Annotated in this window: 10 protein-coding genes and 2 pseudogenes; 11 read left to right on the top strand and 1 reads right to left on the bottom strand. The window is 39.8% G+C overall.

Annotated elements, in window-relative coordinates:
* Window positions 1-1,250, bottom strand: a 1,250-nt coding sequence (locus JCM21531_RS15750) for a methyl-accepting chemotaxis protein (protein ID WP_038291260.1), incomplete at its 3' end; no start/stop codon positions are given.
* 291 nt (window positions 1,251-1,541) lie between these two features.
* On the opposite strand from JCM21531_RS15750, the gene JCM21531_RS15745 reads away from it, so the two are divergent.
* The 11 genes and pseudogenes from JCM21531_RS15745 to JCM21531_RS22930 all read left to right on the top strand — a co-directional run.
* Window positions 1,542-2,921 carry a hydroxymethylglutaryl-CoA lyase-like TIM-barrel protein gene (locus tag JCM21531_RS15745; RefSeq protein WP_038291259.1) on the top strand — a complete coding sequence of 460 codons (1,380 nt, stop codon included), beginning with the start codon at window positions 1,542-1,544 and terminating at the stop codon, window positions 2,919-2,921.
* Window positions 2,922-2,950: 29 nt separating this feature from the next.
* Window positions 2,951-4,879 carry an aconitate hydratase gene (locus JCM21531_RS15740; RefSeq protein WP_038291258.1) on the top strand — a complete coding sequence of 643 codons (1,929 nt, stop codon included), beginning with the start codon at window positions 2,951-2,953 and terminating at the stop codon, window positions 4,877-4,879.
* 49 nt (window positions 4,880-4,928) lie between these two features.
* The gene (locus tag JCM21531_RS15735) at window positions 4,929-5,600 is read left to right on the top strand and encodes a GntR family transcriptional regulator (RefSeq protein WP_038291257.1); all 672 of its coding nucleotides are present in this window, start codon (window positions 4,929-4,931) and stop codon (window positions 5,598-5,600) included.
* A gap of 81 nt (window positions 5,601-5,681) precedes the next feature.
* Window positions 5,682-7,052 (top strand): annotated as a pseudogene (locus JCM21531_RS15730) (RsmF rRNA methyltransferase first C-terminal domain-containing protein).
* Window positions 7,053-7,111: 59 nt separating this feature from the next.
* A complete protein-coding gene (locus JCM21531_RS15725) occupies window positions 7,112-7,846 on the top strand; it encodes a pseudouridine synthase (protein WP_038291252.1) in 735 nt (244 codons plus the stop codon).
* 28 nt (window positions 7,847-7,874) lie between these two features.
* Window positions 7,875-9,043, top strand: a pseudogene (locus JCM21531_RS15720) (class I SAM-dependent methyltransferase).
* A gap of 376 nt (window positions 9,044-9,419) precedes the next feature.
* Complete coding sequence (locus JCM21531_RS15715) at window positions 9,420-9,911, top strand: carbohydrate-binding protein (RefSeq protein ID WP_038291250.1); 492 nt, start codon at window positions 9,420-9,422, stop codon at window positions 9,909-9,911.
* Window positions 9,912-10,307: 396 nt separating this feature from the next.
* The gene (locus tag JCM21531_RS22945; RefSeq protein WP_243467825.1) at window positions 10,308-11,318 is read left to right on the top strand and encodes a response regulator; all 1,011 of its coding nucleotides are present in this window, start codon (window positions 10,308-10,310) and stop codon (window positions 11,316-11,318) included.
* An 8-nt stretch (window positions 11,319-11,326) separates the two neighbouring features.
* Window positions 11,327-11,944, top strand: a complete 618-nt coding sequence (locus tag JCM21531_RS22940) for a helix-turn-helix domain-containing protein (RefSeq protein ID WP_243467824.1) — start codon at window positions 11,327-11,329, stop codon at window positions 11,942-11,944.
* A gap of 160 nt (window positions 11,945-12,104) precedes the next feature.
* Window positions 12,105-12,656, top strand: coding sequence for a hypothetical protein (locus JCM21531_RS22935; protein WP_243467823.1), 552 nt, complete (start codon window positions 12,105-12,107; stop codon window positions 12,654-12,656).
* Window positions 12,629-13,093: peptidylprolyl isomerase (locus tag JCM21531_RS22930; protein WP_243467822.1), on the top strand; the 465-nt coding region annotated here is incomplete at its 3' end. The genes JCM21531_RS22935 and JCM21531_RS22930, both read left to right, overlap by 28 nt.

The raw sequence follows: 13,093 nt of genomic DNA, 5'->3' as shown, positions 1-13,093 counted from the left end.
CAAATTAAAGTGTATTTTTTAAATTTACTTTCAAGTTCCTCGACAAGCTGTTCAAGATTTTTAGCCGATTCTTTGATTTCCTCAATGCATCTTAATTCGTGCTCTGTGGTAGCGGCTATCTGTTGGCTTGCAGCAGCGGTTTCCTCCGATACGGAAGAAATGTTTTCTATGGCAGCGGTAACTTGAGTTTTATCCGTTTGCATTTTGGTTATAGCTTGGTTTACTTCATTTATCTTGGATACTATATAGGTTATGGCATTGGCTATGTTGTTAAAAGCATTGTCGGTTTTGTTAACCGCTCCGTTTTGTTCATGGGAAACTTTTCTCATTATTTCCATGGATTCAATCGCAAGCTGTGATTCTTCGTGGATACTCTGCATCAAAAGGTTTATTTCTTCGGTTGATTTTCTGCTCTGATCCGCAAGCTTTCTTACTTCTTCTGCAACAACTGCGAATCCTTTTCCGGCTTCACCGGCTCTGGCAGCTTCTATAGCGGCATTTAGCGCCAAGAGGTTTGTTTGCTCGGCGATATTTTCGATGGACTCTACAAACAGTCCAATATCTTTAATTGTATTTGTCAGCTTTTCAACCACTGAGAATATCTTTTCTGCCGTATCATAGTTTTCCTTTGATTTATCGCGGAGTATGCTTACCGAATCCAGACCGATATTGTTGAGCTCATTTATCTTGCTGGTCTCTTCGGTGATTTGGTTGTAGCTTTCATACACGAAGTTTATCTGTTCCGAGAGCTTGTCTACCATTTCCACACCTTGCTGAGCCTGCTCGGCTTGGTCGGATGCACCGTTTGCTATATCGTCCATGGTTTTTGATATCTCATCCATGGCCGTTGAAGCTTGCTGGGCAGTTGTGCTGACTGACTTTGTGGCTTCGATTATAGATTTGGACAAATTATGGAAGTCCACAATCAGTGACTTTATATCCGCCAGCAGTTCATTGACAACCACTACAGAGGGACGCAGCATTGCAAGTTTTTCAGGGTCGATGGTTTTTGAAAAATTGCCCTCTCTGATGCTTTTTATTTCCTTCTCAAATTCCTTGACCACTTTTTTGGATAGGAAAGAGGTGTTTATGTACATTACAAAAAGAACAATAATGTTTGTTATGAAGACTGCGAAAAAGACTTGCCATTTGCCCAGCCATAGCCCCGATATTACACTTAATCCGACAACTAGGGCTAACAGAATCAGGGGAATCAACAACTTATTGCCAAGAAAATTGGATTTTTTCATAACGTTCCCTCCAGCATAGAATACGAGAATTGAAATAGGTTTAGACATGCATAATATATTATTTCGATATTGATTATAAAAATCCTTCTCTAAAAAATTTATTTGTACTATAATTATATTGTTAAAATTATAACTTTTGCGGGAAATTTTACATTGACATGAATTGTCGGATTGTATACAATTATACTAAAATACAAACGTGTAAAGATGCAATAAAGGTTGCATTAATATGATCTACATAAAATTATCTACATAAAATTATGTAATAAATTTGGGTTAAGGGGGTAAACAATGATAGAGTTTAGCAAAAAAACCAATACATTAGTGCAGGTTCAATATAAATATTCGCTCCAAGATGTTTCGGAGCCAAACCTGTATAGGGATATTTTCAATTATGATGAAATACCCAAGTGTGCATTCAATCATAGAAAGGTACCCATGTTTCCTGCGGACGAGATATGGATAACGGATACCACATTCAGGGACGGGCAGCAATCAAGGGCACCTTATACCGTGGACCAGATTTTACATCTCTTTGATCTTTTGCACAAGCTGGGCGGACCTAAGGGTATCATCAGACAGTGTGAGTTTTTCCTATACAGTGACAGAGATAAAGAAGCTGTTTATAAATGTATGGAGAGAGGATATGAGTATCCTGAGGTTACAAGCTGGATAAGGGCTACAAAGAACGATTTCCAATTGGCAAAGGATATGGGAATGAAGGAGAGCGGTATTCTTGTAAGCTGCTCCGACTATCATATATTTAAAAAGCTCAACATGACAAGAAAACAAGCCTTAGAGCACTATATGAGCATAATAAAGAGCGCTATAGAAGTAGGAATAAGGCCTAGATGTCACTTTGAAGACATTACGAGAGCGGATTTCTACGGCTTTGTTGTGCCTTTTGCTTTAGAGCTTAAAAAGCTTATGGAAGAAAGCAAAGTGCCGATTAAGATTCGAGCCTGCGATACACTGGGTTATGGAGTTTCATATCCGGGTGCCGCACTGCCGAGAAGTGTTCCGGGAATAATTTACGGACTCAGGCACCATGCAGGCTTCCCAAGCGAACTTATAGAATGGCATGGTCATAATGACTTCTACAAGGCTGTATGCAATTCGGCGACTGCATGGCTGTACGGTGCTTCTTCCGTAAACTGCTCGCTTCTCGGTATAGGTGAGAGGACAGGAAATACGCCTCTTGAAGCAATGGTTATCGAGTATGCACAGCTTCGGGGAACTACAGACGGCATGGATACAACTGTAATAACCGAAATTGCGGAATATTATGAAAAAGAGCTGGGTTATCAAATACCTCCGAGGACTCCTTTTGTGGGAAGACACTTCAACGTTACCCAGGCGGGAATACATGCCGACGGCCTCTTGAAAAATGAGGAGATATACAATATATTTGATACGGCAAAACTCTTAAACAGACCTGTGGGCGTTGCAATAAACCAGACTTCCGGTCTTGCAGGAATTGCCCATTGGATAAACAGCCATTTTGGACTTGAAGGCGCCAAAAGAATTGACAAAAAGGATGAAAGAGTAGTAAAAATTAAAGAGTGGGTGGACGAACAGTATAAAACCGGACGTGTAACCGCCATAGGCGACAATGAGCTTGAAGAAGTCATAAGAAAATTTGCGCCGGAAATATTTGATCTGGCACTTTAAAATACAAAAATAATGAGGGGGAATTGTGAGTGGGTTTGAATTTAGCACAGAAAATAATAAAAGAACATTTGATAAGCGGGGAGATGAAGCCCGGAAGTGAGATATCTATAAGGATAGACCAGACTTTGACCCAAGACTCTACCGGAACAATGGCATATCTGCAGTTTGAGGCTATGGGAATTCCGAGGGTAAAGACCAAAAAGTCTGTTGCATATATTGACCACAACACATTGCAGGCAGGTTTTGAAAATGCCGATGACCATAAATACATTCAGACAGTTGCTTCAAAACACGGAGTATATTTCTCAAGACCGGGTAACGGAATATGCCACCAGGTGCACTTAGAGAGATTCGGTGTGCCGGGAATGACTCTTTTAGGTTCCGACAGCCATACTCCTACCGGTGGAGGAATAGGTATGCTTGCTATAGGAGCAGGCGGTCTTGACGTGGCAGTGGCAATGGGCGGAGGCCCATACTACATGATGATGCCGAAAGTGTGCAGAGTCGTTTTAAAGGGAGCTTTAAAACCATGGGTTACTGCCAAGGATATAATTCTTGAGGTATTAAGAAGACTTTCGGTAAAAGGAGGAGTGGGCAAGATTATCGAGTATGCCGGAGACGGTATAAAGAGCCTTACTGTTCCTGAAAGAGCTACTATTACCAATATGGGAGCGGAGCTTGGTGCAACCACTTCGATTTTCCCAAGTGACGAGGTTACAAAGGAATTCTTAAAAGCTCAGGGAAGAGAAAATGACTGGGTTGAGTTAAAGCCCGATGAAGATGCTCAATATGACGAAGAGATTGTTATTGATCTTGACGAGCTTGAACCTCTTGCAGCACAGCCCCACAGCCCGGATAATGTTGCAAAGGTTAAGGATATAGGAAAGATAAAAGTTGATCAGGTGGCAATCGGAAGCTGTACCAACTCTTCATACATGGATATGATGAAGGTGGCAGCAATACTTAAAGGAAAGAAAGTTCACCCTGATGTCAGCCTTGTTATTGCACCGGGCTCCAAACAGGTGCTTACAATGCTTGCTCAAAATGGTGCATTGGCCGACATGGTTTCGGCAGGAGCAAGAATATTGGAGAGTGCTTGCGGACCGTGTATAGGAATGGGACAGGCACCGGCAACCGATGCCGTTTCTTTGAGAACCTTTAACAGAAACTTTGAAGGAAGAAGCGGTACAAAGTCTGCCAAAGTTTATTTGGTAAGCCCTGAGATAGCTGCAGCAAGCGCAATAACCGGAGTTTTAACTGATCCTAGAGAATTGGGCGAAGCACCGAAAATCGACATGCCCGAAAAGTTTGTTATTGATGACAGTATGGTTTTGGCACCTGCACCTGAAGGAGCAGATGTTGAAGTGGTAAGAGGACCTAACATTAAGCCTTTCCCTGTGAACAAGGCATTGGAAGATAAAGTATCGGGCAAAGCTTTGATAAAAGTTGAGGACAATATCACAACAGACCATATTATGCCTTCAAATGCAAAGCTTTTGCCTTTCAGGTCAAATGTACCGTACCTTGCAGAATTCTGCCTTACACCTTGTGATCCGGATTTCCCGAAGAGAGCAAAGGAAAACGGCGGAGGATTTATTATCGGCGGTTCAAACTACGGACAGGGCTCAAGCCGTGAGCATGCTGCATTGGCTCCCCTTCAATTGGGAATAAAAGGAGTTATAGCAAAATCCTTTGCGAGAATTCACATGGCGAACCTCATTAACTCGGGAATTATACCTATGACCTTTGAAAATGAGGCCGACTATGATGATATAGACATGAATGACGAGCTTGTGATTGAGAATGCGAAAGAGCAGATTAAAAACGGCAGCAGTATTGTAGTGAAAAATATAACTAAAGGAAAAGATATTAAAGTAAATGTTTCATTGTCTCAAAGACAGGTGGAAATGATTCTTGCTGGCGGTCTTTTAAATTATACCAGACAGCAAAATCAGTAAGAATAAGGTTTTATGAAGAAACTGCGCTCTGCAAAGGGGGAGAGCAAAAGTGGCAAGAATTGAACACGATGAAGGTGAAAGCTATTCGCGTTCACTAAGGGAAAAGGTATTTTATCATATTCAAAATGATATATTGAACGGAGTTTATCAACCGGGGGACAGTCTTACCGAAAAAAAGCTTTGCGATGAGCTTGGAGTAAGTAGGACTCCTGTGAGAGAAGCAATAAGACAGCTTGAATTGGTAGAACTTGTTCGCTCTATCCCCAACAAGGGTGTGATTGTAACAGGAATATCTGCTAAAGATATTGAAGAAATATATGTTATAAGGATGATGATAGAAGGGCTTGCTTCAAGGTGGGCGGCGGAAAATATAACCCCGGAGGAAGCGGCGGAGCTTAAAGAGGCATTGGACCTGGAAGAATTTTATACGATTAAGAATGATACCGAGCATTTGCTGAAGCTTGATTCAAGGTTTCACGATATTCTGTTTAGGGCCAGCAAGAGCAAACCTCTAATTCATATATTAAGCACGTTCCACCACCACGTTCAAAGAGCCAGAAATGCATCTTTCGGGTCTCCGGGCAGAGCCAAAAAGGTTCTGGAGGAACATAAGGCAATATACGAAGCAGTAGTATCGGGAGACGCCGATAGGGCGGAAAAAGTGACAAAAGAACACGTAAGAAACGCCAGTATTATGTTTAAACGTGTATTTAAGGGTTAAAAAGATGAGGTCAGGCTTGATGAGTTCACATTTTAGGGTGTGGATTTGTCAAGCCTGAACCTTGTAAAAAGGAGTTGTGAAATGAAGCTTCCTGAAGAATTTCTAAGAAAAATGGAAGGACTTTTTGGTGCCGAAGAATATGAGGAATTCTTAAAATCCTATGATATGCCGAGGTTTTACGGGCTTCGAGTAAATACGCTTAAAGTGGGAGTGGAGGAGTTTAAAAAGCTTTCACCCTTTGAGCTTGAGCCCATACCGTGGACAAAAGACGGTTTTTACTATCGTGAAGGCGATAATCCCGGAAAGCATCCGTATTATCACGCCGGACTTTACTATATTCAAGAGCCAGCGCTATGCTTCCGGGAGCAGTCATGAATGCAGAGCCGGGGATTATGTACTGGACCTTTGTGCCGCTCCCGGGGGAAAAACGGTGCAAATGGCAGCAGGCATGAAGGGAAAAGGACTTCTTGTGGCCAATGACATAAACTCGGATAGGGTAAAAGCTCTGGTGAAAAACATTGAGCTTTGCGGTATAACCAATGCCATAGTAACCAATGAGAGTCCGGACAAGCTGGCAAAAAAGTTTTGCGGATTTTTCGATAGGATACTTGTTGATGCTCCGTGCTCAGGAGAAGGAATGTTTAGAAAAGATGAAGATGCGGCAAAGAGCTGGGGTAAATTCAAATGCGACAAATGCTGTTCCATGCAGCGGGAAATTCTCGACAGCGTGGATGAGATGTTGAAGCCGGGAGGATATTTAGTTTATTCTACATGTACTTTTTCTCCCGAGGAAAACGAAGGAATGATTTCCGAATTTCTAGACAAGCATAAAAACTATGATGTATTGGAAATACCTAAAGCATATGGTATAGATAATGGCCGTCCCGAATGGTGGGACAACAACAAAGAACTTTTGAAAACCGCCAGAGTCTGGCCTCACAAGGTAAAAGGAGAGGGACACTTTGTTGCTCTTCTTAGGAAAAAGGGTGACAGAAGCACAAATGAAAAAGGGCATGTAAAAAATAAGGACTCCAATGTCAACAAGCTTATGGAGCCGTTTTATAAATTTGTTGAGGAAAATTTAAACATAAATATAGAGGGTTTTTTCGCCGTTAAGGGGAACAATTTATACTGTCTTCCTGAAGAACCCCCGGATCTTTCCGGTATTAAAGTTGCGAAATTCGGCTGGTACTTGGGAGAAATATTAAAGGGGAGGTTTGAGCCATCCCATTCTTTTGCGCTTTCGTTAAAAAAGGAAGATATTAAGAATACAGTAAACTTCGGTGCAGATTCTATTGATGTGTCAAAATACCTAAAGGGCGAGACCCTGATGCTTGAAGGAGACCCGGGATATACCGGGGTTTTGGTTGACGGATACACGCTAGGCTGGGCAAAGCAGACCGGGATATGCTAAAGAACCTGTATCCGAAGGGATGGAGAAAAATGCAATAACAATATAGTCAATGTTGTGATCATCTAAAATCATGTATTAAACGGGAGTAGGTGGAGCATTGAAAGATACACAGAGGGTGGACAAGATACTGTCAAATTTCGGATTTGGCAGCAGAAAGGAAATAAAGCAACTGGTAAAAAATGGAGCGGTAAAAGTTGACGGAGTTGTAATAAAAGACAGCTCAATTCATGTCAATCCAAAAGAAAGTGTTATAGAAGTGGCCGGAGAAATACTTAGGTACCGGGAGTTTATTTATATAATGATGAATAAGCCGCAGGGAGTCATATCCGCAACTTATGACAACAGGCTAAGGACGGTAATTGATATTCTGCCGGACGAATACAAATGCTTTCACCTATTTCCGGTGGGAAGACTGGATATTGACACCGAGGGACTTCTTCTATTGACCAATGACGGGCAGCTGGCCCACGAACTGCTTTCGCCCAAAAAGCATGTACCCAAAAGGTACTATGCTCTCATTGAGGGAAATGTTACGGAAAAAGATGCGCATGCCTTTAAAGAGGGTGTTGTGTTGGACGATGGGTATAAGACTCTTCCTTCCGAACTTTTTATACTGAAGCCGGGTAATTACTCTGAGGTGGAAGTAGTGATTTATGAAGGTAAATTTCACCAAATTAAGAGGATGTTTGAGGCTGTTGGGAAAAAGGTAAAGTATTTAAAAAGAATTGAGATGGGAAAACTAAAGCTGGATGACAACCTCAAAACCGGCGAAGTGAGGGAGCTTACTGAAGAAGAAGCCAAGCTTATCAAAGCAGTTCAAACAGCAAACTGAAGAATCTATTTTTAGGTGGTATGAAAGGATGAATAGGCAAAGTTTAAATAAACTGTCTTTGTTTTTAACCGGTATAGAGCAGAGACTCATTGATAACTGGGAGTTTTTCAAAAGCATAACTGCAATCTACAAGTCCGGAACCAGGGAATTTCCTGCAAAAGTCTGGCAGGATGACGCCAAACTGAAAATGAATTTTAACGGAAATACCGAGACACTGGAATCAAATTGGCTTTCGGCAAGGATAGTAAAGATTGCGCAAAACTACGACAGTGTCGTCATTAACTATGAAGAGAGAGGTACAAAAATCATTATCGAGGCCGACGACAAAAACGTCAGGATGAAGACCCAGGATGCAAAGGAACAGAAAGAGGCAATAAAGATCCATAATGAAGCTCCCAAGATTTCAAACCGGGACTATTATATCAAAGTGGGACAGGCCTACGAGCTCCTACGGGAAATCGGAATATTGAGCAGCAACGGAAAAATAAAGAATGACATGATAAGAAAGTACAACCAGATAGATCACTTTGTAGAGCTCATCGATGATATGCTGAGGGAGTCTTTCGAAGAGAATGAATCGCTGACCATTTTGGACTGCGGATGCGGCAAATCCTATCTCACTTTTGTATTGAACTATTACATAAGGGAAGTATTGAAAAAGTCCTGCCGTTTCATAGGGTTGGACTACTCAAATACGGTGATTGAAGCATCCAAAAGGATTGCCCAAAATCTCGGCTATCGAAATATGGAGTTTAGAGTGACGGATATAAGAAATTATCAGGCATCGGAAAAGATACATATGGTTATCAGCCTACATGCCTGCAATACGGCAACGGATGAAGCCATAGCTCTGGCTGTAAACAATAATGTAAAATCCATGGTCATGGTGCCGTGCTGTCAGCAAGAAATTTTAAAACAGTATTCATATCCGCCTTTTGAGCAGATAATAAAACACGGCATTTTAAAGGCAAGAATGGCAGATGTTATTACCGACGGGATAAGGGCACTGATTTTGGAGGCTTTGGGCTATAAAGTTTCCATTGTGGAGTACATATCGCCGACAGAGACGCCGAAAAATCTTATGCTGAGGGCAATTAAGACTCAGGCTCCCGACAGCAGGCGCTTGCGGAATATAAAAAATTGAAGGAAATGCTGGGAATAAATCCAACGCTTGAAAAATTGATTTATTTAAAATAAAAATAATGAATTAAACATAAGCAATATACATATATTAATAATTGGGGGCAGTGTGTTTTTATTTTGCTTGAATTGGTTGACGTGCAAAGCTTTTTTTAATAAAATAAACTTAAAATTGTAAAAATAAATAAAGATTGGAGATCTGCGCATTGCCTGTTAATTTGCAGTTCTTTTCGATGCAAAGGGTAATAATTTGAGTAATATACTGTAAAATACTAAAGTATTTTAGAAAAAAGCCGAATATAAAAATGTAAGTTGCAATTTTGCCATAAAATATAAAAGTAAGTTTCATAATAACATAGATGAAGACTATGCAGACGATAAAATTTTAGGGGAAACATAAAATTACTAAAATCTAAACGAAGAGGTGAATTATATGGCTAGGACAAAGCAGGTGTACGCAGATAATGGCGTTGAGATTTCCAAGACCACAATAGGTGTTGGAGATGAGGTAACTCTTTATTACAAAGGGCTTTTGGCACAGAGCGGAGCAGAGGCTGTATTTGCACATATCGGATACGGAGAAAACTGGGAAGACAAGACGTTTATACCTATGGAGAGGGAAAACGATGTCTTCAAAGCCACTATCAGAATTGATCACGCCGACGACCTTAACATAGCATTTAAGGACAATGGAGACAATTGGGACAACAATTCCTGGGCGAATTATTCCTTCAAAGTTTCCAAAAAAGCAAAGCCTGCAAAGGTAGTTGGCAATGAAGAAAAAACCGAAAAGAAGGCAAGCACTAAGTCAACAAAGTCAAGTGAGACAAAGTCTGCGGCATCGAAGAAAAGTACTTCAACAAAGTCGGCATCGGCGAAAAAGACCACTTCCGGCAAAACTAAAAAATCTTCAACTAAAAAATAGTGAGATTAATATAATTAATTGGCATTGCCAGACAAAGTAAAGCTGCAATAAAGGATAAAAGGAGGCTTAAGGGCCTCTTTTTGCGTAAAACACAACACAAAATATCCGGATTAATTGCCTCAAACAAAAAAACTTATTATTGAAGACAAATTGAGTTAATTGCATTAAATGCCCGAACAAAACATTTGACAAGCTGACCTTATAGTATTAATATTAACTTAAGATTGGTTCATATTAGGAATTTAGTCTTATGGTGTTGTACAAATCACATTTCTTGTAACAGGTGTTTTCGATTATCGATTATTTGTAAAAGTATTTAAGACGGATAATATTTGACTTAGTGATATTAGTGATATGCTGTTCTAAGCTATGGTTTTTACAAAGGAGGATTTGGTCTTGTTTGGCGTTATGATTGTCGACGATGATCCAAAAACACGAGAATGGTTTGAAGTTGAAATAGAATGGGGAAAGCTGGGTTTTGATCTCGTTTGCTCGGCTAAAGACGGAATTGATGCGTTGAATAAGTTAAATCAGTATAACAAGCTGGATCTTATAATTTCTGATATAGATATACCTAAAATGAGCGGTATAGAGTTGCTTAATTCAATAAAGGAATACAACTTATCTTCCATGATTGTTCTTTTAAGTGATGCGGACAATATGGCTCATGTTAAGCGAGGTATGCTTTTGGGGGCATATGATTACATATTAAAGCCAATGGACAAAGATAAAGTGGTCGATGTCCTGAAAAAGGCACACGAAGAACTTATGAATATAAAAATTGAGGAAGAAAAAAATAGAAATCTCAAGAAAAGGCTGGAGATTAATCTTTCCCTTTCAAGAGAAAAAATTTTGCAGGATTTGCTGAGGGGTAAAGAATTTCCTTTTCAAGAGCTGGATTATATTGAAAATGAATACAATATCAGCCTTCATAGAGGTATGGTACAAGTGGGTATCATAGAAGTCGGCAACTTTGACGCCGATTCCAGAGAACTTATTAAAAGCGGAAGATTTGACAGTTTGATTAAGGAAGTCGGAAAAATAATCTCGGATATTTTAGCAGAATTTCCTGAGTTAAAATGCAATATGGTGGAAATGGATATAGGCTTGATTGGTGTTATCCTCCAGCCGGTTTTTCAAAAAGAGCTTCAGGACTTTGAAGACATGACCGCGGACTTTTTTGAAAGGGTATTGAAGGAAATAAAACAAGATGCCAATATGCGGGCAACCATCGGCATTGGCGGAGCATATGCGAGCCTTAGGGATGTTAGCCTAAGTTATATGGGGGCAAAAGCAGCTCTTCGCCACAAGTACATTTTGGGCGGTAACAGAGTCATTCATATAAAGACCGACTACAACGAAAAGCAAAACCTCCTGTACCTGCCGAAAGGGAAAAAATGCTCGTAGAGTATATAATGGCGGGAGATGACAGTGCTTTAAAGCTTGCAGAGAACATATTTGACGACATTGCTATAGGGACGGGGGATAATCTGAAAAGAATAGCTTTTGCTGCCAGTCAGTTGGTTTTCAATATATCCAATTTTATTGATATGCAGTATGATTTTATCAACAAACTGTATGATTTTGGAAAATTCAACAATGTTGATTTTTCCAATTTCTCATCCAAGGATGAAATAAAAGAGTTTTTTATGACTTTTGTTACCGAGCTTTTAAACGTAGTCAAAGAGTATAAGCCCGCTCAAAGCAACAGTTTGATAAAGAAGGCATGTGAGTATGTTTTAAGTCATATTGACCAGGAAATAACTCTTATGACAATAGCAGATTATTTAAGCATCAGTAAAAATTACTTCTGCTCTCTGTTTAAGCAGGAAACGGGATACAACTTTTTGGAATACGTCACAAAAGTAAAAATGGAGTGGGCGAAAAAGCTTTTAAGGGAAGGCAACTATAAAACTTATGAAGTAAGCGAAATGCTTGGCTACAGGGAAGCAAGCTATTTTAGCAGACTGTTTAGAAAGTATACCAAGTTAAGTCCTGCAGAATATAAAAAAAGTTTTGATGAGCAAAATTAAAAAATTTTAAAACCTGGCGAAAGGCTCTACAATCACGCCAAAAGCTGGATTACAGGAATTAGACTTGTGAACCATGGAAATTTACTATATAATTTATACATAAAAGTACAAATAAATTTTGCTATGGTGCATAAGGATAATATTGTAGGAAGGTTTGGTGATGATGGAAAATAATGCCAGTGTAAGCAAAAAGCCTGTCGTTAAGGTGTATATCATTTTGCTATTGGCAGGTATACTTGTTCTATCTGCTCTATTAGCGGCTTTGATTGCATATCAAACTGGGCTGATATATGGAGATTTTTCAAAACTTGCCACGGTAAACGGTGAGCCCGTCTATGTCAGGGAATATAAGATGAAGCTTAAGAGTAATACCACAGAAGTGCTGAATTATTCCAATCAGAATTATGGAGCCGAAGCAAAAGATAGCTTCCGGGTCAACAGCTATATTAGTGAAGTACCGGTTGAGGTGGCAAGAAAGAAGGCACTGGATGATATTGTAGAAGTAAAGGTTCAACAAATACTTGCAAAGGAAAAAGGAATTATTGAGAGTACTGATTATAAAGAGTTTTTAAAAGAGTTGGAAAATGAAAACCGGCAGAGAAAAGATGCGTTAAAACACAACAAGATAGTATACGGGCCGATAATTATGGGGAAATTGAATATTTCAAGTATTCTTTTGACAATATGGTTTCAAAGCTTAAGGAAAATCTAAAGGAAAATGAACTTTCAATACCGGAAGATAGGCTTAAGGAAATGTACAGTTTACTCAAGGAGACAAGGTTTAAGCTTCCGGACAATATAAAGATTCAGGCAATAAATATCACTTTTGCAGATGAAAAAGGGGTCATTAATGATGACCTGAAGAATAAAGCAAGGATTAGAATTCTAGAGGCCAAAAAGAAAATCGACAGCGGAGAGCCTTTTGAAAAAGTGGCATTGGAGTATAATCCGAAAGGTGGAGTGTTTGAGTATACTTTTACAAAAGAAAAACAAATGGCAAAGGATGTTTCCTACCCTGAGCTTTTGAATGAGGCGTTGAAATTGGAGCAGGGGCAGGTAAGCGAAGTAATAGAGAGAGGTACCGATTTTGTTTTGATATTATGCAAGGAGAAAAAAAGTACGGGTTATCTCCCTTACAAAGATGCAAAA

It is taken from the genome of Acetivibrio straminisolvens JCM 21531, from assembly GCF_000521465.1.
Classification (GTDB): Bacteria; Bacillota; Clostridia; order Acetivibrionales; family Acetivibrionaceae; genus Hungateiclostridium; species Hungateiclostridium straminisolvens.
Note: the sequence above shows the minus strand (reverse complement) of the source record. Positions and strands in the feature narration are given on the sequence as shown.